Here is a 20,979-nt window from a genome sequence, read left to right on the forward strand (position 1 = left end):
TTCTTACTTCGCGAAGGCTCGGCTGCGCAGCAGCCGCACGGGGAGGCTGTTGATGCCCCAGGTGAAGTTGGACGAGTTGAAGGTGGCGGGGCCGGTCAGCTCGAACCCGTCCAGTACGGCGAGCATCTCGGTGAGCAGGGCGCCGAGTTCGAAGCGGGCGAGGCGGGCGCCGAGGCAGAGGTGGCGGCCGTGCCCGAAGGCGACGTGCCGGTTGGGGCGGCGGTCGACCCGGAAGGAGTGGGGGTCGGCGAAGACGTCCTCGTCCCGGTTGGCCGAGACGTTCCACAGGGTGACGCGGGCGCCGGCGGCGACGGGAACCCCGTTGATCTCGGTGTCGTGTGCGGCGGTGCGCAGGGCGTGCACCCCGGGGGTGGTCCAGCGCAGGATCTCCTCGACCGCGGGGGCGATGCCGTCCGGGCCGAGGCCGCGCAACAGCCGCCACTGGTCGGGGTGCTCGGCGAACATGTGGACCGCGCCGGCCGCCGAGTAGCGGGTGGTCTCGTTGGCGCCGGACAGGACGCCGTTGAGGTTGAAGACGATCTCGTGGTCGCTCAGCGGCCGTTCGCTGCCGTCGCCCTCGTCCACGAGGGTGTCGTGGGCGATCTGGCTGACCAGGTCGTCGCCGGGGCGGGCCCGGCGCTCGGCGAGCAGTTCGATGAAGTACAGGAAGATCTCGGAGTGGGCGCTGCTGCGCACCGCCTCGTCCGGTGAGTCGAAGGCGTCGGTGGTCAGGGCGCCGATCCAGGCCCAGTCGGCGCGCGGGATGCCGAGGATGGCGCAGACCACCCGGTTGGGCAGCTGTTTGGCCAGGTCGATGAAGTCCAGTTCGTCGCGTTCGGCGGCCTCGGTGACCAGGTCGGCGACGACCTCCTCGACGAGGGCTTCCAGGCGGGGCATCTGCTGCGGGCCGAAGGCCTGTCCCAGGGCCCGCTTGAGGCGGGTGTGGTGCGGGACGTCGGAGACGATGAGCATGCGCTGGGCGACCGCGGCGACGGCCGCCGGGTCGCTGCCCAGCCGCATCCCGCGGCCCGACAGGAAGGTGTCGCTGTCGGCGTAGACCTTCATGATGTCGCGGTGCCGGCTCAGCGCCCAGAAGCCGCCGTCCTCGCTGCCGGGCTCGGGGTGCCAGTGGACGGGCGAGTTGGCGCGCAGCCAGGTGAAGGTGGGCCAGAAGTCGTTGCGGCCGAAGGGGCCCGGGTCGAGCAGGTCGATCTCCATCTCAGGCTCCTCGCAGGCTGAGCGGGCGGATGTCGGGCCAGTGGGCGTCGACGAAGGCGGCGCATTCGTCCTCGGTGCCGTCGAAGCCGGCCGGCGTCCAGCCGTCGGGCGTCTCGCGCGTCGCGGGGTACAGCGCGTACTGCCCCTCGTGGTTCACGAGGACCTGGTGGGTGGTGGGCACGATGTCCTCCGGGCTCGGGCCGATGGGTACGGGCGGGCGGGCTGTCAGACGGTCGGGGTGAGGGGCGCGCCCTCGCCCCGCAGCAGGGCGCTCAGGTGGTCCAGTACGGGCCGGGGGCGGCGCAGGACGGCGTGGTGGCCGCCGGTGGTGGTGTGCCGGGTGAACCGGGCGGTGGTGACCGCGGCCCAGCCGTCCAGGTCGGCCGTACTGACGGTCTCGTCGCCGTCCGCGCCCCAGGCGTGCACGGGTACGGAGAGGGGGACGCCCGGCTGGTGGACGTAGCTCAGGGACAGTTGGGCGTCCTTGCGGAGCATGCCGACCATCAGGGCCCGGGTGTCCTCGTCGAGCAGCTCGGGGTCGAGGCCGGCGGTGTCGAAGAGCTTGTCCAGCTCCTCTCCGTCGTCGACGATGCCGCGGCCGGCCCCGGTCCAGTGGCCGGGGGCCCGGCAGCCGCTGACCACGAGGGCGCGCGGGGTGACCCGGCGGGAGACCTCGTAGCCGAGGAGGCCGCCGAAGCTGTGCCCGAAGACGATCAGCGGCCGCCTCCCGACGGTGGACACCAGTTCGGCCGCGATGGCCTCGACGGCCTCGTCGAAGGTGTCCGGCATGGGCTCGCGCCAGCGGTTCTCCCGGCCCGGCAGCTGTACGCCGTACACCTGCGCGAGGCCCTCCAGGGCGGGCTGCCAGGCGCGGAACTGCTGGCAGCCGGCTCCGGCGGGGGGCAGGCACAGCAGTACGGGCAGGGCCGGGTCGGCGGGGTCCGCCGTCCAGGTGGAGATCCAGGTGCCCATGGCCTACGCCCCTTCGGCGGCGCCGGCCGCACCGGTGGCGGCTCCGCCCCGCTCGGCTGCGAGCCGGTCGATCTCGGCGGCGACGTCGGCGACCGTCGGCCGGGCCAGCAGCGCACCGAGGCCGACGCGCAGTCCGGTGGCCCGGCGCAGCTCGGACACGGCGCGGGCGGCGGCCAGGGAGTGGCCGCCCAGCTCGAAGAAGTCGGCCTCGGGGCCGGGGACCTCGGTGGCGAGCACGTCGGCCCAGACGGTCATCACGGTGCGCTCGCTGGGGCTGGCGCCGGCGGCCGTGTCCGGTCCGTCTCCGTGCTCCGGCTCGGCCAGGGCCCGGGCCAGTGCCGCGCGGTCGGCCTTGCCGGTGGTCAGGGTCGGGATCCGGTCCAGCACCCGTACCGTGCCGGGTACGGCGGCCTCGGGCAGCTGCTTGCGGCAGCGCTCCACGACGCGGGTGGCGAGCCCGGCCGGGTCGGCGGCGCCGGGGGCCGCGACGACGGCGAGGCCGAGGCTCTGGCCCGAGGCCAGCGGGCAGCAGGCGGCGGCGACGACCTCGGGCAGTTCGGCGGCGATGCGCTCCACCTCGCCGAGCTCGATGCGGTGGCCGCGGATCTTGACCTGGTCGTCCCGGCGGCCCCGGTACTCCAGTTCGCCGCTGTCGCGGCGCACCACGACGTCGCCGGTGCGGTACATGCGAGTGCCGCCGCCCTGGAAGGGGTCGGGCAGGAACCGGCTGGCGGTGAGCCCGGGGCGGCCCCGGTAGCCGCGGGCGACGGCGGGTCCGCCGAGGTAGAGCTCGCCCTCCGCGCCCGCGGCCACCGGCCGCAGCTCCTCGTCCAGCACGTACGCCCGGTAGCCGGGCAGCGGTCGTCCGATGGCGGTCACGTCGTCCCCTCGTCGGCTGTCGGCCCAGGTGGCGGCGATGGTCACCTCCGTGGGCCCGTACACGTTGAGCAGCCGCCGGCCGTGGGCGAACCGCTCGGCCAGTGCGGCCGGGCAGGCCTCCCCGGCGACGACGACGACCTCGGCGGAGTCGAGGCCCGCGCCGTGGGCGGCGAGCAGCGACGGTGTGAGGGAGACCGTGCGCAGTCCGGCGGGCAGCGGTTCGCGGCCCTCCGCGGCGGCCTGGCGCAGACCGTCGAGGGAGAGGTCGGTGAGGGCCACTCCCTGCCCGTGCACGAGGTAGAGCAGGGTGCACCAGAGCCAGCCGTCGAAGGCGGGCGAGACGGCGTTGAGTCCGAGTCCGCCGGCGGGCAGGCCGAGGCCCTGGAGGGCGGTGACGAAGGTGTCCAGGCCGCGGTAGGTGACCTCGACGCCCTTGGGGCGGCCGGTGGTTCCCGAGGTGTAGATGAGGTAGGCGCAGCCGTCGGGGGCGGGCGGGGACACGGCGAGCGCCCCGGGGGCGCCGCGGCGGACCTCGCGGGGGGTCAGGAGGCCGATGCCGCCCGTCTCCAGGCCGGCGGGCACCGTGGTGGCGACGAGTACGGCCGCGCCGGCGTCGCGCAGTATCCCGCCGAGGCGTTCGACGGGATGCCCCGGGTCCAGCGGTACGGCGGTCCCGCCCAGGCTCCAGACGGCGAGCAGGGCGGGCACACTCTCCCGGGAGCGGCCCAGCAGCAGCCCGACGGGGGTGTCCGGGCCGACTCCGGCGCGGGTGAGGGCGGCGGCGTAGCGGGCGGTGCGGGCGGTCAGCGCCGCATAGGTGAGGTTGCCGTCCGCGGCCTTCACCGCGGTCTCGTCGGGCTGTTCGCGGGTCCACCGTTCCAGGCGGGCGAACAGCGGCGGGAGCGCGCCCGGGGCGCTCGCCCCGGCCGCCCCGGCATGGGGCTCGGTCATCCGTCGTTCCTCTCGGTGTCCGCGGGGCGGGCGGCCTCGGTGGCCCGCAGCCGCGGGCCGACCACCTGGCCCCCCGCGCCCTGCGGGAGCTGCATCGACTTGGTCTCCAGGAAGGCCTCCAGTCCGGCCGTGCCGCACTCGCGTCCGATCCCGGACTGCTTGAACCCGCCGAACGGGGCGGCCGGGTTGAACTGGCCGCCGTTCACGTCGACCAGGCCGGAGCGGAATCGGCGGGCCACCCGCTCGGCGCGGGCGTCGTCGCCGGACCAGACCGCGCCGTGCAGTCCGTAGCGGGTGCCGTTGACGATGCCGACCGCCTGCTCCTCGCCGTCGTAGGGGATGACGGACAGCACCGGTCCGAAGATCTCCTCCTGGGCGATCGTGGTGTGCGGGTCGACGTCGGCGAAGACCGTCGGCTGGACGTAGTAGCCGGTGTCCAGGCCGGCGGGCCGGTCGGGGCCGCCGCGGACCAGGCGGGCTCCGCCCTCCTCGGCGCCGCGGCGGATGTAGCCGGTGACGCGGGCGTGGGCGGCCGCGGACACCAGCGGGCCGAGGTCGGTGGCCGGATCGCGCGGGTCGCCGGTGGTGTAGCCGTCCATGGCCCGGCAGGCGAGCTCCACGGCCTCGTCCTGCCGGTCCCGGGGCACCAGCAGCCGGCTCCACTGAAGGCAGGTCTGGCCGGTGTTGAAGAGCATCTGGTCGACGGTGGCGGCCACGGCCGCGGCCAGGTCGGCGTCGTCGAGGACGAGGCTGGCGTTCTTGCCGCCGAGTTCGAGGTGGACGCGTTTGACACGGTCGGCGCCGAGCGCGGAGACCTGGCGGCCGGCCCGGGTGGAGCCGGTCAGGGAGACCACGTCGACCAGCGGGTGGGTGACCAGGGCCGTGCCGACGGTGTCGCCGGTGCCGACGACCATGTTGAAGACGCCGGGCGGCAGGTCCGCCTCGGCGATGGCCTCGGCGAGCAGCCGGGCGTGCAGCGGGGTGATCTCGCTCGGCTTGTGCACGACGGTGCAGCCCGCCGCCAGCGCCGGGAGGATCTTCTGCACGGTGAGCAGCAGGGGGGTGTTCCACGGGGTGATGCAGGCGGCGACCCCGGCGGCCTCGCGTACGACGAGCGAGTGGCCCACCCGCTCCTCGAAGGCGTGGGAGGCGGCTGTCTCGACGCAGTGCGCGGCCATGCCGAGGGACAGCCCGACGTGCGTGTGGCGGGCCATCCGGGCGGGCGCCCCGACCTCGGCGGTGATGACCTCCGCGAAGCGGTCGGCCCGTGCCTCCATGGCCTCGACGACCCTGCGCAGCAGGGCGGTCCGCTCACGCAGCGGGGTGGCGGCCCAGCCTTCGAAGGCCCCGGCGGCGGCGCGCGCCGCGAGGTCGGCGTCCCGGGCGGTGCCGGCCGGGACGGTGGCCAGGGCGCGCTCGGTGGCGGGGTCGGTCACGACGAGGCGGCCGTCGGCTTCGGAGGCGACCCAGGCGCCGCCGATCCACTGGTCGGTGTAACGGGGCGGCAGCGGGCCCGCGTTCGGCTCGTCGCCGGGCGGTCTGGAGTCCTGCGGCACGGTCGGCACGGTCAGCACGGTCACGGTGGGTTCCTCACTCGGTCGCGGAAATCACGGGCTCGCTGAACAGCGGTGTCGGTCACGCGGTCGCGGGGTCGGCGGTGCGGGCCAGGACGGCCGGGGCCCTGTTGTCGGGCCTGGCCCTGCGGACGGGCCGGGACAGGGCCGGGCCGCGGACCTCCGCGCTCCACGGCGGTGTCCCGGGCTGGCGCCCGGCGGGCCGCAGCGCGCGGACCGTGGCGGGGGCGCCGCCGACGGAGGCCGGGGCGGACGCCGCCACGGGAGCGGCGCCGCGGGCCGCGGACGGGATCAGGGCGCGCAGCAGCCGCTGGGTCTCGGGGCCGGGCGCCACGGCCAGTTCGTCGCGCATCCGACGGGCGCACAGCTCGTACCAGCGGCGTACGCAGGCCAGTTCGCCGCGTCGGCCGTGCGCGGCCATCAGCGCGCGGTAGGTCTCCTCGTGGTGGCGGTCGATCTCCAGCGTGCGCTTGCAGAGCTCGATCAGCTCCACGAAGTCCTCGCGGTCCTCGGCGTCGGCGCGCAGCACGCCCAGGGCGCGCAGGGCCAGCGCCCTGAGGTATTCGCGCTGTTCGACGACCCAGTCGGCGCTCTCGCCGCGCAGGAACTCGCCGCCGTACAGGGCGATCGCCGCCCGCAGCCTGGTCCTGGCCAGGGCGGTGTCGCCCGCGGTGGCGGCCCGCAGGCCGGCGTGCACGAGCTCCTGGAAGCGGTCCAGGTCGCTCCACAGACCGGTGACGTTGAGGACGTATCCGAAGTCGCGGTAGACCAGCTGGATCCCGGAGTCGCCGGGGCGGTCTGGGTGGGCGTCCAGCACCCGGCGCAGCGCGTGGGCGGCGACCTTGAGGGAGCTGCCCGAGGTGCTGTCGGTGCCGGGCCACAGGGAGGCGTAGAGCCGGTCGCGGGTGAGCATCTGGCCGCGGTGGAGCACCAGGTACTGGAAGAGGCCGCGGGCCTTGCCGGCCCGCCAGCGCCGTACGGGTGTGCCGTTCACGGTCAGCTCGAAATCGCCCAGGAAGCGGACGCGTACCGCCGGCCCCGCTGTCTCGGTCGCTGCGGTGGTCATCGCGTCCTCCCGGTGCTCGTCCGCCTGCCGCTGTGCCTGCGAGACGAGTGTGTTCGGGGGGCCTACAACGGGCCTACAACGGCTGGATCCTTTCGGTGTAGGCCGGTGATAGGGCGCTTTTCGACACTGATGAGCACGACCACCCGAACCGCCGACTCCGAAATGAGGGCTGTTTCATGACCAGCACCGACACCCGGCTTCAGAAGGTCGTCATCCTGGGAGGCGGCACGGCCGGCTGGATGACGGCCGCGTATCTCGGCAAGGCGCTCCAGGGAACCGTCGACATCACCGTCCTGGAGGCGCCGACGATCCCGCGCATCGGGGTGGGCGAGGCCACCGTCCCCAATCTGCAGCGCTCCTTCTTCGACTACCTGGGGATCGCCGAGGACGAGTGGATGCGGGAGTGCAACGCCAGCTTCAAGATGGCGGTGCGCTTCGTGAACTGGCGGACCGGCGGGCAGGGCGAGTCGACCGCGCGGGAGCTGCCGGGCGGCGGCCCGGACCACTTCTACCACCCCTTCGGGCTGCTTCCGGACTACGACCAGACGCCGCTGTCGCACTACTGGTTCAAGCGCAAGTACGAGGGCCGCACCACCGAGCCGTTCGACTACGCCTGCTTCCGCGAGCCTCCCGTGATGGACGCGATGAAGGCCCCGCGCTGGCTCGACGGCCGTCCGGCCACCCGGTACGCCTGGCACTTCGACGCCCAGCTGGTGGCCGACTTCCTGCGCCGCTTCGCCACCGAGAAGCAGGGCGTGAACCACGTCCAGGACGAGATGGTCCGTGTCGAGCAGGACTCCCGCGGGTATGTCACGACGCTGCACACCAAGGGCGGGCTGGCCCTGGACGCCGACCTGTTCGTGGACTGCTCCGGCTTCCGCGGGCTGCTGATCAACCAGGCGGTGCAGGAGCCCTTCATCGACATGAGCGACCACCTGCTGTGCGACAGCGCGGTGGCGACGGCCGTCCCGCACGACGACGAGGCGAACGGGGTGGAGCCGTACACCTCGGCGATCGCCATGTCCTCCGGCTGGGCCTGGAAGATCCCCATGCTGGGCCGCTTCGGCACCGGCTACGTGTACTCCAGCAAGTTCACCGACCAGGACACCGCCACCCGCGAGTTCGCGGACATGTGGGGCCTGGACGTGGAGGAGACGAAGTTCAACCACATCCGCTTCCGGGTCGGCCGCAACCGCCGCGCGTGGGTGAAGAACGTGGTGAGCATCGGCCTGTCGTCCTGCTTCCTGGAGCCGCTGGAGTCGACCGGCATCTACTTCATCACGGCCGCGATCTACCAGCTGGCGAAGCACTTCCCGGACAAGACCTTCAACGAGGGCCTGATCGACAGCTTCAACCACGAGATCGAGGTGATGTTCGACGACACCCGCGACTTCATCCAGGCGCACTTCTTCTACGCGCCGCGCAACGACACGCCGTTCTGGCAGGCCAACAAGAAGCTGGTCCTCCCCGACAACATCAAGCAGAAGATCTCCGCCTACAAGGCCGGCCTGCCCATCAACTCCCCGATCACCGACGAGTCGACGTACTACGGCAACTTCGAGGCGGAGTTCCGCAACTTCTGGACCAACGGCAGCTACTACTGCATCTTCGCCGGCCTCGGTCTGGAGCCGGACGCCCCGCTGCCCACCCTCGCCCACCGGCCCGAGTCCGTGGCCGGCGCCGAACCGCTCTTCGACACCGTCAAGCGCCAGCAGCAGAACCTGCTGGAAACCCTCCCCAGCGCCTACGACTACCTGCGCCACCTGCACGGCGCGTAAGGCCCTCCGCGTCCGCGGCCCGGCAGCACGGCTCTTGGCCGGCTGCCGGGCCGCTGTCGCTTCCAGCCACCTCAGGAGTCAGACATGCCCCACCGCTCCGCGCCCCACCCCGCCGCGCCGGACGAGTCGGCAAGAGACCGCCGCGCGGACCTCCGGCCCTTCATGGCCGCCTTCCCCACCGGGGTGTCCATCGTCACCACCCTGGACTCGGACACCGTCCCCCATGGACTGACCTGCAGTTCCGTCGCGAGCGTCGCACTCGAACCGCCGACCGTGCTGGTGTGCGTACGGTCGGCGAGCCCGACCCTCGCCGTGGTGCTCCGGCAGGGCGCGTTCGCCCTCAACCTGCTGCACGAGCGGGCCCGCGGCGCCTCCGACCTGTTCGCCTCGGGCGCGCCCGACCGCTTCGAGCGGATCGAGTGGCGGCTGCCGCTGGGAGCGGGCGGGCCGCACCTGACCGCCGACGCGCACGCCGTGGCGGACTGCGCCGTGGTGCGGACCATCGGGTTCGGGGACCACACGGCCGTCTTCGCCGAGGTCCGCCGGGTGACCGTACGGGAGGATCCGCAGCCCCTGCTGTACGGTCTGCGCCGCTACGCCCAGTGGTCGCAGGCGGCCTCGATACCGCCGCCGGCCGCCCTCCTCGACCCGGCCGCCGCGCTGAGCCCCGGCGCGGCCGAGGGAGGCACCCGTGTCGTCGGCTGATCCGCTGCCCGCCCTGCTGGTCGCCGTTCCGGCGGTGATCCTCGCCTGCCAGGCGGGAGCCGCGGTCTGCCGCCGGTTCGGCCAGCCCCCGGTGGTGGGCGAGATAGCCACCGGCATCCTGCTGGGCCCGTCCCTGCTGGGCTGGATCTGGCCACAGGCCCAGCACGCGCTGTTCCCCGCGTCCGTCCTGCCCTACACCTCGGTGCTCGGCCAACTCGGTCTGCTCGCCTTCATGTTCCTGGTCGGCCTGGAACTCGACCTGAAGAACCTGCGCGGTCACACCAGGGTCGCGGTCGCCGTCAGCCAGGCGGGCATGCTGCTGCCGCTCGCCCTGGGCGCGCTCCTCGCGCTGGCGATGTACGGCGTTTTCGCCCCGGACGGCGTGGAGCGGATGCCGTTCGCCCTGTTCATGGCCGTCGCGATGAGCGTCACGGCCTTCCCCGTGATGGCCCGGATACTCATCGACCGCGGCCTGTACGGAACCCCGCTCGGGGCGCTCGCGATGGCCTGCGCGGCCGTGGACGACGTGGTCGCGTGGTGCCTGCTGGCACTCGTGGTGGCCCTCTCCTCCGCCGGATCCCCGATGGAGGCGGCCGCCACGGCCGGCCTGGCCGCGGCCTTCACGCTGTTCATGCTGTACGCGGTACGGCCGCTACTGGCCCGCTGGGCGGGCCGCGCCGACCGCGCCGGGGAGGCGATGGTCCTGGTGGCGCTCTTCAGCGGGCTGAGCGTGTCCGCGCTGGCCACCGACCGGATCGGCGTGCACGCGCTCTTCGGCGCGTTCCTGTTCGGGGTGGTCACCCCGCGCACCGGGGGACGCATAGAGGTGTCGGCGGCCCGGCTGCGCGCCTTCGCGGTGCCCGTGCTGCTGCCGCTGTTCTTCGTGCACACGGGACTGCGCACCGACATCGGGGGCCTGACCGCCTCGCCCGAGCTGTGGCTCTGGACGGCCGCGGTGCTGGCGGTCGCCTTCCTCGGCAAGTGGGGCGGCGCGGCGGGCGCGGCCCGCATCTGCGGAAGACCCTGGCGGGAGGCCCTGTCGATCGGCGCTCTGATGAACTGCCGGGGGCTGACCGAGCTGGTGGTGCTCAACGTGGGACTGGAACTGGGTGTCATCGGGCCACAGTTGTTCACCATGCTCGTGCTGATGGCGCTGGTGACGACGGCGATCACCAGCCCGGCGCTGACCCGGCTGCGCGCCGAGGAGGTGATCCCGCCCGACCGGGCGCCGTGCCCACCGCGGAGCGCGCTCTCCCGCCCCTGACGACCGGCCCCGGCCGGCGGGTGCCTGACGGCTGTTCAGGCGCCCGCCGGCCGCTGCCTTTCCTCCGCGGGGTCCCGTACCTCCGTCAGGTCCCGTACGTAGCGCACGGCGGGGCGGCCGTCCAGTACGGTCTCGCCGACCGGCCGGAACCCGGTGCGCTGCAGGACCGTGCGCGATCCGGTGTTGTCGGCGGTCGCGGCGGCGCGCAGGGACCGCAGCCCGTACGTGTGCGCGGCAAGCACCAGGACCTGCCGGACGGCGCTGGTGGCCAGTCCCCGGCCGGCCGCCTGCTGCGCGACGCGGAAGCCCAGCTCGGCGGAGCCGTCCGCGACGTCGATCAGGTTGACCCGGCCCAGCACCTCCCCGTCCCCTCCGATGATCAGGTGCAGGTGGTCACGGCCGGCCGCCTGTCCGGCGAGGAGTGCGCCGTGGCGGGCGTCGAAGTCGGCGAAGTAGGCGTCTCCGCGGTCGGGCACCGACTGCGCGAAGTAGGCGCGGTTGGCGCGCTCGAACGCGAGCAGGGCCGGGGCGTGTTCGGCTCGGAGCCGCTGGATTTCCGTCATCGGGGCATCGTAGGCAGGCGGGCCGCCGTCGTGCCGTCTTCACCGCGGCGGCGCGCTCTCGGTCGGCACGCACAACACGGGGACCGGCGAGAGGTGCAGGAGCTTGTGCGGGGTGGAGCCGAGCAGGGCGCCGCGCATCGGGCTGTCACCCCAGCTGCCGACGATGATGACCCGGGCGGCGTGGCGGCGGGCGGCGTCGAGCAGGGCCTGGGCGGGCTTCTCGTCGACGACTTCGACCGTGGAGGGGACCCCGGCGGCGTCGGCCTCCTCGACGGCGTGGGCCAGCGCGCTGCGCCCCGCCTGGCGGACGGCTTCGCGGTGGGCCCGGTACTCCTCGCCGGTGCTGCCCGGGGCGGCGGCTCCGTAGACGAGGACGAGCGGCTCGCCGAAGGCGGTGGCCACCTCCAGCGCCACCTGCAGGGCCCGTTCCGCGCCGGGCGACTCGTCGTATCCAAGAACCACGGACATCGGGTGCTCCTGCTCCTCAGCGCTTGCGGGTGTGGACGAGGGCCGGGTCGACCACCGTGCGGCGCTCCTGCCAGAACCTGCCGTCGCGTACCCGCCAGAAGCACATGACGAGCACGCCGGCGAGGGCGATGGCGATCCCGATGACCAGCGGCGGGCCGAGACCGAGCCAGGAGACGCCGCTCGCCGAGTTCTCCGGGTCCGCCATGTCGCCGATCGACTCGACCAGCAGCCAGAACAGCAGGCCGGCGCCGACGACCGGGCCGACGCCGATGAGCAGGAGGTTGCGCGGGCCCTCCAGCAGGTGGCGGCGGTAGTAGACGGCGCAGGCGAGGCCTGTGAGCGCGTAGTAGAAGGCGATGAGCAGGGACAGCGCGGTGAGCGAGTCCAGGAGCGCGTTCTCGCTGATCTGGTTGACGATCAGGTACCAGCCGATGGCGATGCCGGCCACCCACCACGTGCTCACGTCCGGGGTCCTGAACCGCGGGTGGATGTGGGCGAGGTGCGGCGGCAGGGCGTGCCGGCGGGCCATGGACAGGGCGGTGCGGGAGGCGGGGATGATCGTGGTCTGCGTGGAGGCGAGGGCGGAGGTGCAGACGGCGAGGAGCACCGTCCAGTCCCAGCCGCCCATGACCTCGTGGGCGAGGACGGCGAAGACGGCCTCCTCCTCGGCCGCGTTCTCGGCGAGGAAGGCGGTGCCCGCGTAGGCGACGACCGCGAAGCCCACGGACAGGTAGGTGACCAGCAGGATCACCGTGGACCAGATCCCGGCCCGGCCGGGTGCGGTCGCGGAGTTCTCGACCTCCTCGGTGAGGTTGACCGCGGACTCCCAGCCCCAGTACATGAACACGCCGAGCAGCAGTCCACCGGTGAGGGCGGCGCCGCCGGCGCCGAAGGGGTTGAGCCAGGTGAGGGACGGCTCGATCTCCTCCAGGGTGCTGGTGGCGGCGTAGACGCGGTAGATGGCGACCACCGCGAAGGCGAGCAGGAAGGCGACCTGCGCCAGGATGAGGACGTCCTGGAGGTGGGCGGACAGCTCGGTGCCGATGACGCAGATCGCGGTCATCACCAGGATGACCGCGACAGTGAGGCCCTGCCGGATCCAGGGGTTGGCGGCCCAGCCGTCCAGGCCGAGGGCGAGCAGTCCGAAGTTGACGGCGACGTCGGCGAGCGAGCCGATGACCAGTACGCCCGTCATGGCGATGGCCCAGCCGCCGAGCCAGCCCGCCCAGGGGCCCATGGCCCGGGTGACCCAGGAGAAGGTGGTGCCGCAGTCCTGGTCGACCCTGTTGAGGTAGTAGAAGGCGGCGGCGATGAGCAGCATCGGCACGAAGGAGGCCAGCATCACGCCCGGTGCGTAGATCCCGACCAGGGCCACGATCGGGCCGAGGACGGCGGCCAGGGAGTAGGCGGGCGAGGTGGAGTTCAGGCCGATGACGAGCGCGTCGAGGAATCCGATCGCGTCGGCCTTGAGCCCCGCTTCCCGGGTGGGCGTCGCGGGGCCGTCGCCCGCACCGTCATGGCTCATGTACGCATGTTCACGCAGGCGGTCCCGGCGCGCGAGGTGAGAGGGCTTGAGGTGAGTGCGCTCAGGCCGGGGGCCGGCCGGGACGGGTCAGGGGCGGGTCAGGGGCGGGTGTTCCAGCCCGCGATCACCGGGAGGCCGTGTTCCGTCGAGAGGGTGCTGACGGTGCCCGTGCGCAGCAGGAAGAGCCGGCCGTGCTCGGGCTCCAGGCGCAGGTAGCGGGCGGTCAGGACGCGCAGGACGTGCCCGTGGGCGACGAGCACCACGTCGCCGTCACCCGCGCGCAGTACGGGGGCGATCCGGGCCAGGACCCGGTCGGCGCGGGCGCCCACCTGGGCGGCGCTCTCGCCGGGGTGGTCGGCGTCCCCGGGCGGGACACCGTGGGTCCACAGGGACCAGTCGGGCGTGCTCCGCCGGATCTCCGCCGTGGTGATGCCCTCGTAGCCGCCGTAGTCCCACTCGTAGAGATCGGAGTCGATGCCGGCGCCGGTGAGCCCGGCGAGATCGGCGGTGGCGACGGCCCGGCGCAGCGGGCTGGTCAGCACCAGCGCCGGGCGCCGGCCTCGGAAGGAGGGCGCCAGGGAGACGGCCTCCTCGACCCCGCGCGCGGTCAGCGGTACGTCGGTGCGCCCGGTGTGCCGCCCGTCGGCGCTCCAGGCGGTCTCACCGTGCCTCACCAGCAGCAGTTCGCTCACCCTCCGGACCCTATGCCTTCCGGCATGTCGGCACCGCGGGACCCGGCGGGCGTGTCACTGTCGGGCGTCATGGACGAGAAGCGCACTGCCGCCGCGACGGCCGGTTCGCGGCTCCCGCCGCACATGCCGGCGTTGATGGTCGCCCTGACGGCGGTGACCGGGGTGGTCGAGGCAGTGAGCCTGCTGGGGCTCGGGCCCGCCTTCACGGGGATGCAGACGGGCAACGTGCTGTTCCTGGCCTTCGGCGCCGCGCAGGCGGGGAACCTGCCGACGCTGCCCGCCGGGATCTCGCTGGCCGCGTTCGTCCTTGGGGTGGTGTGCGGCTCCCATCTGGAGGCCGTGACGGAGTCGCGCGGGCGGCGCTGGTTCGTCATGGGCCTGCTCGTCGAGGCCGGGCTCGTCCTGGCCGCCGCGGCCGTGGCCTGGAGGCTGGCGCCGCAGTACGGGTCGCCGACCGCGCGGCACCTGGCGGTGATGGCGGTGCTGGCGCTGGCGATGGGCATGCGCAACACCACGATCATGCGGGCGAACGTGCCGGGGGTGCCGACGACGCTGGTCACCCGGTCCATGACGGCCTTCCTCGGCGGCTCGGCCATGGGGCGCGACGCCGTCTACGGGTACGGGACGGCGGGCTGGAAGCTGCGCGGCCTGTCCGTTCTCGCCATGTTCGCCGGCGGGGCGCTCGGGGCGCTGCTGATCCGGGCCGGCTGGGCCGTGGGCTGGCTGCTGCTGCCGAGCGCGGTGGCGGTGCTGGTGGTGGGCCTCGCCTACCGGAAGCAGCCGACCCTGCACACGGGGCAGACCGCCGGCCGGTAACGATCGCGCTGACCTGTGCCGTTGGTAAGGTCCGGGCATGGCGGTGGACGAGCTCGACACCAGAATCCTGCGCCTGCTGATCGAGCAGCCGCGCACCAGCGTCCGTGAGTACGCCCGGATCCTCGGTGTCGCGCGCGGCACCCTCCAGGCCCGGCTGGACCGGCTGGAGCGCACGGGCGTGATCACCGGGAGCGGGCCGGTGCTCTCTCCCGCGGCTCTGGGGCATCCGGTGCTGGCCTTCGTGCACATCGAGGTCACGCAGGGCCATCTGGACGACGTGGGTGACGCGCTGGCCGCCGTACCGGAGATCATCGAGGCCTTCTCGATCACCGGCGGCGGTGACCTGCTGACGCGGGTCGCGGCCCGGGACAACGCCCATCTGGAGGATGTGATCCAGCGGCTGATCCAGCTCCCCGGGGTGGTCCGCACCCGGACGGAGGTGGCCCTGCGCGAGCGGGTCCCGCACCGGTTGCTGCCGCTGGTCGAAGCGGTGGGACGGAACGCCCGCAAAACCTGACAGGATGACCGGGACGGCCAGAACGGGACGACACAGACAGGGCGGGCGCAATCGGATGACTTCCGTCATATTCGATCTCGACGGCACCCTCGTGGACAGCGAGCCGAACTACTACGAGTCCGGTCGCCGCACCCTGGAGCGGCACGGCGTCCCCGATTTCACCTGGGAGGAACACTCCCGCTTCATCGGCATCGGCACGCTGGAGACCTTGGAGATCCTCAGGGACCGGTACGGGATCGCGGCGCCGGTGGAGCAGCTGCTCGCCGAGCAGAACGCCGCGTACCTCGACCTCGCGCGGACCGGGACCGAGGTCTTCCCGCAGATGCGGGCGCTCGTCGAGCGGTTGCACGCCGAAGGGGCGCCCATGGCCGTGGCCTCCGGCTCCTCGCGTGAGGCGATCGACGCCGTACTGGCGGGCACCGGGCTGGACGCCCTGCTGGCCACGGCGGTGTCCGCCGAGGAGGTCGCGCGGGGCAAGCCCGCTCCGGACGTGTTCCTGGAGGCGGCGCGCCGGCTGGGTGCCGAGCCGGCCGACTGCGTGGTCGTGGAGGACGCGGCGCCGGGGGCGCGGGCGGCCGTGGCCGCGGGCATGGAGTGCGTGGTGGTGCCGTACTCGCCGGACATCGCGGACGACCCGGCCTTCGCGTCGGCCGGGCTCCTCTTCCGGGGCGGGCAGGCGGAGTTCAGCGCGGACGCCGCGTACGGGTGGCTGACCGCACGCTCCGCGCGCGCGGCACGCGGGACCGTCTGACGGACGGCCGGCCGGGCGCGGCACGCGGGCCCGCTGTCGCGCCGGGAGCTGCGGGACGAGTCGATCACCCTCTACATCGGCGGGCACGAGCCCACCTCGACCACCCTGACCTGGGCCTGGCAGCTGCTGTCGGGGGCGCCGCGGGCCCGGGCCCGGCTCACGGAGGAGCTGGAGCGCGTGCTCGGCGGTCGGCTGCCGGCGTACGACGACTACGCGCGGCTCCCGTGGACCCGGCAGGTGGGCAAGGAGACGCTGCGGATCCATCCGCCGATCTGGCTGATCTCGGCGGTGGCCACGCGGGGCGCGACGCTCGGCGGTCGCCGGGTGCCGGCGGGGACGTCGGTGTGGACCAGCCCCTGGTCGGTGCACCGCGACCGGCGGTGGTTCCCGGACCCGGAGGCCTTCCGGCCGGAGCGGTGGGACGACGACGCCCCGCACCCGGTGCCCGAGCACGCCTGATTCCCCTTCGGCGGCGGGCCGCGGGCCTGGCTCGGCGCCCGGTTCGCGCTGGTGGAGGCCGCGCTCGTACTGGCGGTGCTAGGTCAGCGGTTCCACCTGGACAGCGGGAGCGAGCGGGCCGGGGTCTTCCCCGGCCTCACGCTCCAGCCGACCGGCCGGTCCTGGCCACGCTGCGCCGGCCCGCCGGGGTCGCATAGCGGCGGGAAGATCCCGCGGCCCCCGCGAGTTGGTAGAACCGTGAACGATCTGATGCGGGACGCGGAAGCGGACGTGGACGTGGTGGTCATCGGCGCCGGGCAGGCGGGCCTGTCCGGGGCGTACCACCTGACGCGGGCGGGGCTCGGCCACGTGGTCCTCGACCACGCGCCCCGCCCGGGCGGGGCCTGGCAGTTCCGCTGGCCCTCGCTCACCTACGGCAAGGTCCACGGCCTGCACGCGCTGCCCGGCATGGAACTGACCGGCGCCGACCCGCTGCGGCCCTCCGCGGAGGTGGTCGGGGAGTACTTCGCGGCCTACGAGGAACGCTTCGGGCTGCGCGTACGGCGCCCGGTGGACGTCTCGGCCGTACGCGAGGGCGACCGCGGACGGCTGCGCGTGGAGACCTCGGCCGGCGTCTGGTCGGCGCGGGCCCTGATCAACGCCACCGGGACCTGGGACCGGCCGTTCTGGCCGCGCTACCCCGGGCAGGAGACGTTCCGCGGCCGCCAGCTGCACACCGCGGACTACGCGGGTCCGCAGGAGTTCGCGGGCGCACGGGTGATCGTGGTCGGCGGCGGCACGTCGGCGGTCCAGCACCTGCTGGAGATCGCCGAGGTGGCGGCGGAGACCACATGGGTGACGCGGCGGCCGCCGGTCTTCCGCGACGGGGGCTTCGGCGAGGCCGAGGGGCGGGCCGCGGTCGCGCTGGTGGACGAGCGGGTGCGGCGCGGGCTGCCGCCGCAGAGCGTGGTCAGCGTGACGGGCCTGCCGCTGAACGAGGCCGTCCGGGCCGGCCTGGCCTCCGGGGTCCTGGACCGCAGGCCCGCGTTCGCCCGGATCTCCCCCACGGGGGCGGTGTGGGCGGACGGCAGCCGGGTGGAGGCTGACGCCATCCTGTGGGCCACCGGGTTCCGCGCGGCCGTCGACCACCTGGCGCCGCTGCGCCTGCGCGAGCCGGGCGGCGGTATCCGGGTCGAGGGGACCCGCGCAGTCCGGGACGAGCGGGTCCACCTGGTCGGCTACGGCCCGTCGGCCTCGACCATCGGCGCCAACCGCGCGGGCGGCGCGGCGGTCCGCGAGATCCGCCGTCTGCTGGCCCGGGGAAGGCCCGCGCTGCTGCCGGCGTCCTGACCGTGCGGAGGAGCAGCTCAAGGACCCGGTGGCGCAGGTGGCGGAGTTCCCTGAGGCGGCGTCAGCGCGCGCGGGCCGGCGTGGGCGGCGCGGTGCCTGTTGAACTCCGCCACGTGCTTCCTGTGCTCATCGTACGTGGCCGAGAAGCGGGTGTCCCCCGGCTTGACGGTGACGAAGTACAGCCAGTCGCCGGGCGTCGGCGCCACCGCCGCCGCCATCGCCTCCAGGCCCGGGCTGTCGATCGGCGTGGGCGGGAGGCCCTGGCGTTCGTAGGTGTTGAAGGGGCTGTCGATCCGGATGTCGTCCAGGGTGGTGTCGACGGTGCTGCGGTTCAGCGCGTAGTTGACGGTGGAGTCCATCTGGAGCGGCATCGACTTCGCGAGCCGGTTGTGCACCACCCGGGCGACCTTGCCCATGTCGGCACGGGTCTCGGCTTCCGCCTGGATGATGCTGGCCATGGTCGCCGTCTGGTGCGGGGTCATCCCGTGGGCCCTGCCGCCGTCGGCGACCGCCTTAATGGCGAGCTTGTCGTTGGCCGTGCGCACCATGTGGGCGAGGAGCGCGCCCGCGGTGGTCCCGGAGGTGACCGGGTACGTCGCGGGGAAGAGGTACCCCTCCGGGTTGCCCTTGGCCTCGGGGGGAAGGGCCAGTCCGGCGGTGGCCGCCGCGGACTTCGCGGACCCCGGCGCCAGGCCCAGGGCGCGGTCGACCGCGGAGGACACCTGCGCCGCACGCCGGCCTTCGGGGATCACCAGCAGACGTGGCTTCTCCGGCCCGTCACCGCCCCGCAGGACCGGGAGCAGGGCCGCCGCTCCGGTCGCGAGCAGGACGCCGAGGAAGAGCGCCAGTCGGCCCCGGCGGGTGAGCCGGGATCGGGCCTGAGGCGGCCTGTACTCATGACTCATGCCGGAACGCTAACCCGCGGACCGCGACTTTTCGGGCACCCCGCCCGTGCGCCGGTCATATGGTCACACGTTCACCGGGGCCAGCTGCGCGTCCTCCGGCGGCTCGGGGGCGAGCGCCGCGTCGCGGTCCCGGCGGACCAGGGCCGCGTACCGGCCGTCGGCCTTCAAAAGCTCCTCGTGGGTGCCGCGCTCGGCGATGCGGCCCCCGTCGAGGACCACGATCTGGTCGGCGTCGCGCACGGTGGAGAGGCGGTGCGCGATGGTGATGGTGGTCCGGCCGGCGGACAGGTGGTCGATCGCCTGCTGGACGGCGTGCTCGGTGCGGGTGTCGAGGGCGCTGGTGGCCTCGTCGAGGATGAGCACCGGCGGGTCCCGCAGGATGGTGCGCGCGATGGCCAGGCGCTGCTTCTCACCTCCGGAGAAGCGGTAGCCGCGCTCACCGACGAGGGTGTCGTAGCCGTCGGGCAGGGACGCGATGTGGTCGTGGATCTGGGCGGCGCGGGCCGCCTCGGTGATCTCCTCGTCGGTGGCGTCCGGCTTGGCGAATCGCAGGTTGTCCGCGACCGAGGCGTGGAAGAGGTAGGTCTCCTGGGAGACCACCCCGACGGAGCGGGCCAGCGAGTCGAAGTCGAGGTCGCGCACGTCCACCCCGTCGATGGCGACCCGTCCGCCGCTCACGTCGTAGAGCCGCGGCACGAGGTAGCTGAGGGTGCTCTTGCCGGAGCCGGTCGGGCCGACCACGGCGAGGGAGCCCCCGGCGGGGACGGTGATGTCGATCCCGGAGAGGGTCGGGCCGGTCTCGGAGTCGTAGGTGAAGTGCACGTCCTCCAGGGCGACCTCGCCCTTGGCGCGCTCCAGCCGGACCGGTTCCGCGCGCTCCGTGATGTCCACCGGCAGGTCGAGGTACTCGAAGATGCGGGCGAACAGTGCGAGCGAGGTCTGTATCTGCACGCCGGTGGACAGCAGGCTCACGGCGGGCCGGAAGAGTCCCTGCTGGAGGGTGACGAAGGCGACGAGGGTACCGACGGACAGCGAGGGGGCGCCGGTCTGGAGGGCGAGGCCGGCCGCCCAGTAGATCAGCGCGGGCATGGCGGCCATGACGATGCCGATGGTGGACATCCGCCAGCGCCCGGCCATGCTGGAGCGCACTTCGAGGTCGACGAGCTTCTCGGACTCCGCGGAGAAGGCGGCGGTGAGCGACTGCGAACGGCCCATGGTGCGGCCCAGCAGGATGCCGCTGACGGAGAGCGACTCGGTGACCGTCGCGGCCATGGCGGCCATCTGCTTCTGCCGCTGCGTCGTGATCTTCCTGCGCTCCTGGCCGACCCGCCGGCTGATCCACACGAACACGGGCAGCAGGAGCAGCGAGACCAGGGTGAGCCGCCAGTCGAGCGCGAGCATGGCGACCACGGTGGCGATGACGGCCGTCAGGTTCGAGACGAGCGAGGTCGCGGTGGAGGTGACGGTGGCCTGCATGCCGCCGATGTCGTTGGCGATGCGGGACTGCACCTCCCCGGTGCGCGTCCGGGTGAAGAAGGCGAGCGGCATCCGCTGGAGCTGGGCGTAGACGGCGGTGCGCAGGTCGTGCATGACGCGCTGGCCCACGGTGGTGGATATCAGCGTCTGGAGCACGCCGAAGACGCTGGTGACGACGGCGGTGAGGATCATCCCGAGCGCGAGCAGGCTGAGCAGCCCCGTACGGCCCTGCGGGATGGCGACGTCGAGGATCTCCCTGAGCAGGAACGGCGAGGCGACGCCGACCAGCGAGGAGGCGCAGACGAGCAGGCCCACGACGGCGAGCCGGCCGCGGTAGGGGCGGAAGAGCGCGACGATCCGGCGCAGCTGGCGGGGCTGCTCCGCCGGGGCGGGCCGGGTCGGATCGAGGGGGTCTTTCGATGGCGTCCACTTCGGTTCGTCGTGTGGCATGGGCACCCTCTCGGGGGTCGGGGACGGGGGTCGAGGCCTTCACGGAGCCGGCTCCGCGAGGGTCCGGTGCCATTGGAGCATAGGTCATTGTTACCTATGCTCACAATGAACGGGGTCCTGATATCGTTCCCGCATGAGCTCCGCCTCCGACACCGACCGCCTCCTCGCCGAGCAGCTCCTGCGCCTGACGCGCAGGCTCCACCGCATCCAGAAGCGCCACATGGTGCCGCTCGGGATCACTCCCGCCCAGAGTCGGCTGCTGCGCCTCGTCTCGCATTACGAGGGCGAGCAGGCACCCCGGATGGCGGACCTCGCCGCCCGCCTGGAGGTCGTCCCCCGCGCGGTGACCACCCTCGTCGACGGCCTGGAGGCGTCCGGGTGCGTACGGCGCGTGCCCGACCCGGCGAACCGCCGCGTCATCCGGATCGAGCTCACCGAGAGCGGACGCGCCACGCTGCGCCGTCTGCGCAACGCGCGGACGGACGCGGCGGAGGAGATCCTGGCTCCGTTGACCGCCGACCAGCGCGAGGTGCTCGGCGGCCTGCTGAACGCCCTGTCGGACGCCCCGGCGGAGCGCACCTGCTGAACAGGCCACCCGCGGGCCGCGACGAGGCGAGGGGT

The 20,979-nt window shown here is 73.5% G+C and carries 20 protein-coding genes and 1 pseudogene; 9 read left to right on the forward strand and 12 right to left on the reverse strand.

Annotated features, from left to right (window positions below):
- Nucleotides 1–3 precede the first annotated feature (3 nt).
- From BSL84_RS04110 to BSL84_RS04135, 6 genes are all read right to left on the reverse strand, one after another.
- Complete coding sequence (locus tag BSL84_RS04110) at nt 4–1,218, reverse strand: cytochrome P450 (RefSeq protein WP_030029268.1); 1,215 nt, start codon at nt 1,216–1,218, stop codon at nt 4–6.
- A gap of 1 nt (nt 1,219) precedes the next feature.
- The gene (locus BSL84_RS35980) at nt 1,220–1,399 is read right to left on the reverse strand and encodes an MbtH family protein (RefSeq protein WP_030657510.1); all 180 of its coding nucleotides are present in this window, start codon (nt 1,397–1,399) and stop codon (nt 1,220–1,222) included.
- A 44-nt stretch (nt 1,400–1,443) separates the two neighbouring features.
- Nucleotides 1,444–2,190, reverse strand: coding sequence for a thioesterase II family protein (locus tag BSL84_RS04120; RefSeq protein WP_075969829.1), 747 nt, complete (start codon nt 2,188–2,190; stop codon nt 1,444–1,446).
- A gap of 3 nt (nt 2,191–2,193) precedes the next feature.
- Complete coding sequence (locus BSL84_RS04125) at nt 2,194–4,020, reverse strand: non-ribosomal peptide synthetase (RefSeq protein WP_078849036.1); 1,827 nt, start codon at nt 4,018–4,020, stop codon at nt 2,194–2,196.
- Nucleotides 4,017–5,528, reverse strand: a complete 1,512-nt coding sequence (locus BSL84_RS04130) for an aldehyde dehydrogenase family protein (protein WP_075971963.1) — start codon at nt 5,526–5,528, stop codon at nt 4,017–4,019. Before BSL84_RS04130 ends, BSL84_RS04125 begins: the two co-directional genes overlap by 4 nt.
- Before the next feature lie 127 nt (nt 5,529–5,655).
- Nucleotides 5,656–6,660: an AfsR/SARP family transcriptional regulator gene (locus BSL84_RS04135; protein ID WP_075969830.1), complete on the reverse strand. Its 1,005-nt coding sequence runs from the start codon at nt 6,658–6,660 to the stop codon at nt 5,656–5,658.
- A gap of 176 nt (nt 6,661–6,836) precedes the next feature.
- Between BSL84_RS04135 and BSL84_RS04140 the strand changes: the two genes are divergently transcribed.
- The 3 genes from BSL84_RS04140 (at nt 6,837) to BSL84_RS04150 (ending at nt 10,407) form a co-directional block, all read left to right on the forward strand.
- Nucleotides 6,837–8,438, forward strand: a complete 1,602-nt coding sequence (locus BSL84_RS04140; protein ID WP_030027511.1) for a tryptophan halogenase family protein — start codon at nt 6,837–6,839, stop codon at nt 8,436–8,438.
- Nucleotides 8,439–8,522: 84 nt separating this feature from the next.
- Entirely contained in the window at nt 8,523–9,143 is a 621-nt protein-coding gene (locus BSL84_RS04145) for a flavin reductase family protein (protein WP_234308449.1), read from the forward strand.
- On the forward strand, nt 9,130–10,407 hold the full coding sequence (locus tag BSL84_RS04150) for a cation:proton antiporter (RefSeq protein ID WP_030027509.1): 1,278 nt from the start codon (nt 9,130–9,132) through the stop codon (nt 10,405–10,407). Before BSL84_RS04145 ends, BSL84_RS04150 begins: the two co-directional genes overlap by 14 nt.
- Nucleotides 10,408–10,442: 35 nt before the next feature.
- Here the strand turns inward: BSL84_RS04150 and BSL84_RS04155 are convergent, their stop codons facing one another.
- From BSL84_RS04155 to BSL84_RS04170, 4 genes are all read right to left on the reverse strand, one after another.
- Nucleotides 10,443–10,970 carry a GNAT family N-acetyltransferase gene (locus BSL84_RS04155; protein WP_030027508.1) on the reverse strand — a complete coding sequence of 176 codons (528 nt, stop codon included), beginning with the start codon at nt 10,968–10,970 and terminating at the stop codon, nt 10,443–10,445.
- 39 nt (nt 10,971–11,009) lie between these two features.
- Nucleotides 11,010–11,438 carry a universal stress protein gene (locus tag BSL84_RS04160; RefSeq protein ID WP_075969831.1) on the reverse strand — a complete coding sequence of 143 codons (429 nt, stop codon included), beginning with the start codon at nt 11,436–11,438 and terminating at the stop codon, nt 11,010–11,012.
- Nucleotides 11,439–11,454: 16 nt separating this feature from the next.
- Nucleotides 11,455–12,963, reverse strand: coding sequence for an APC family permease (locus tag BSL84_RS04165; protein WP_030027506.1), 1,509 nt, complete (start codon nt 12,961–12,963; stop codon nt 11,455–11,457).
- Between the two features lie 98 nt (nt 12,964–13,061).
- Nucleotides 13,062–13,655 (reverse strand): histidine phosphatase family protein, encoded by a 594-nt coding sequence (locus BSL84_RS04170; RefSeq protein ID WP_030027505.1) that lies wholly within the window; start codon nt 13,653–13,655, stop codon nt 13,062–13,064.
- 24 nt (nt 13,656–13,679) lie between these two features.
- Here BSL84_RS04170 and BSL84_RS04175 point away from each other — a divergent pair, with 24 nt between their 5' ends.
- The 5 genes and pseudogenes from BSL84_RS04175 to BSL84_RS04195 all read left to right on the forward strand — a co-directional run bounded on the left by BSL84_RS04175 (nt 13,680) and on the right by BSL84_RS04195 (nt 17,527).
- Nucleotides 13,680–14,471, forward strand: a complete 792-nt coding sequence (locus BSL84_RS04175) for a YoaK family protein (protein ID WP_234363405.1) — start codon at nt 13,680–13,682, stop codon at nt 14,469–14,471.
- Nucleotides 14,472–14,508: 37 nt separating this feature from the next.
- Nucleotides 14,509–14,988 carry an Lrp/AsnC family transcriptional regulator gene (locus BSL84_RS04180; protein ID WP_030027502.1) on the forward strand — a complete coding sequence of 160 codons (480 nt, stop codon included), beginning with the start codon at nt 14,509–14,511 and terminating at the stop codon, nt 14,986–14,988.
- Between the two features lie 55 nt (nt 14,989–15,043).
- Entirely contained in the window at nt 15,044–15,739 is a 696-nt protein-coding gene (locus BSL84_RS04185; RefSeq protein ID WP_078849037.1) for an HAD family hydrolase, read from the forward strand.
- 33 nt (nt 15,740–15,772) lie between these two features.
- Nucleotides 15,773–16,395: pseudogene (locus BSL84_RS34595) on the forward strand (cytochrome P450); the annotation flags it as partial.
- A gap of 52 nt (nt 16,396–16,447) precedes the next feature.
- A complete protein-coding gene (locus BSL84_RS04195; RefSeq protein ID WP_075971965.1) occupies nt 16,448–17,527 on the forward strand; it encodes an NAD(P)-binding domain-containing protein in 1,080 nt (359 codons plus the stop codon).
- Nucleotides 17,528–17,544: 17 nt separating this feature from the next.
- Here the strand turns inward: BSL84_RS04195 and mltG are convergent, their stop codons facing one another.
- Nucleotides 17,545–18,432, reverse strand: a complete 888-nt coding sequence (gene mltG, locus BSL84_RS04200; RefSeq protein ID WP_075969833.1) for an endolytic transglycosylase MltG — start codon at nt 18,430–18,432, stop codon at nt 17,545–17,547.
- A gap of 63 nt (nt 18,433–18,495) precedes the next feature.
- Nucleotides 18,496–20,358, reverse strand: coding sequence for an ABC transporter ATP-binding protein (locus BSL84_RS04205; protein ID WP_045322518.1), 1,863 nt, complete (start codon nt 20,356–20,358; stop codon nt 18,496–18,498).
- 133 nt (nt 20,359–20,491) lie between these two features.
- Here BSL84_RS04205 and BSL84_RS04210 point away from each other — a divergent pair, with 133 nt between their 5' ends.
- Nucleotides 20,492–20,944 (forward strand): MarR family winged helix-turn-helix transcriptional regulator, encoded by a 453-nt coding sequence (locus tag BSL84_RS04210; protein WP_030030409.1) that lies wholly within the window; start codon nt 20,492–20,494, stop codon nt 20,942–20,944.
- The last annotated feature ends 35 nt before the right edge of the window (nt 20,945–20,979 follow it).

Source organism: Streptomyces sp. TN58, from assembly GCF_001941845.1.
Classification (GTDB): domain Bacteria; phylum Actinomycetota; class Actinomycetes; order Streptomycetales; family Streptomycetaceae; genus Streptomyces.

What these genes read in the sequence shown, in the direction of transcription:
- BSL84_RS04180 (WP_030027502.1), top strand. Translation starts at nt 14,509, where the DNA reads ATGGCGGTGGACGAGCTCGACACCAGAATCCTGCGCCTGCTGATCGAG.
- BSL84_RS04165 (WP_030027506.1), bottom strand. Translation starts at nt 12,963, where the DNA reads ATGAGCCATGACGGTGCGGGCGACGGCCCCGCGACGCCCACCCGGGAA.
- BSL84_RS04195 (WP_075971965.1), top strand. Translation starts at nt 16,448, where the DNA reads ATGCGGGACGCGGAAGCGGACGTGGACGTGGTGGTCATCGGCGCCGGG.
- BSL84_RS04210 (WP_030030409.1), top strand. Translation starts at nt 20,492, where the DNA reads ATGAGCTCCGCCTCCGACACCGACCGCCTCCTCGCCGAGCAGCTCCTG.
- BSL84_RS04185 (WP_078849037.1), top strand. Translation starts at nt 15,044, where the DNA reads ATGACTTCCGTCATATTCGATCTCGACGGCACCCTCGTGGACAGCGAG.
- BSL84_RS04155 (WP_030027508.1), bottom strand. Translation starts at nt 10,970, where the DNA reads ATGACGGAAATCCAGCGGCTCCGAGCCGAACACGCCCCGGCCCTGCTC.
- BSL84_RS04140 (WP_030027511.1), top strand. Translation starts at nt 6,837, where the DNA reads ATGACCAGCACCGACACCCGGCTTCAGAAGGTCGTCATCCTGGGAGGC.
- BSL84_RS04135 (WP_075969830.1), bottom strand. Translation starts at nt 6,660, where the DNA reads ATGACCACCGCAGCGACCGAGACAGCGGGGCCGGCGGTACGCGTCCGC.
- BSL84_RS04125 (WP_078849036.1), bottom strand. Translation starts at nt 4,020, where the DNA reads ATGACCGAGCCCCATGCCGGGGCGGCCGGGGCGAGCGCCCCGGGCGCG.
- BSL84_RS04110 (WP_030029268.1), bottom strand. Translation starts at nt 1,218, where the DNA reads ATGGAGATCGACCTGCTCGACCCGGGCCCCTTCGGCCGCAACGACTTC.
- BSL84_RS04205 (WP_045322518.1), bottom strand. Translation starts at nt 20,358, where the DNA reads ATGCCACACGACGAACCGAAGTGGACGCCATCGAAAGACCCCCTCGAT.
- BSL84_RS04145 (WP_234308449.1), top strand. Translation starts at nt 8,523, where the DNA reads ATGCCCCACCGCTCCGCGCCCCACCCCGCCGCGCCGGACGAGTCGGCA.
- BSL84_RS04120 (WP_075969829.1), bottom strand. Translation starts at nt 2,190, where the DNA reads ATGGGCACCTGGATCTCCACCTGGACGGCGGACCCCGCCGACCCGGCC.
- mltG (WP_075969833.1), bottom strand. Translation starts at nt 18,432, where the DNA reads ATGAGTCATGAGTACAGGCCGCCTCAGGCCCGATCCCGGCTCACCCGC.
- BSL84_RS04175 (WP_234363405.1), top strand. Translation starts at nt 13,680, where the DNA reads ATGTCGGCACCGCGGGACCCGGCGGGCGTGTCACTGTCGGGCGTCATG.
- BSL84_RS04160 (WP_075969831.1), bottom strand. Translation starts at nt 11,438, where the DNA reads ATGTCCGTGGTTCTTGGATACGACGAGTCGCCCGGCGCGGAACGGGCC.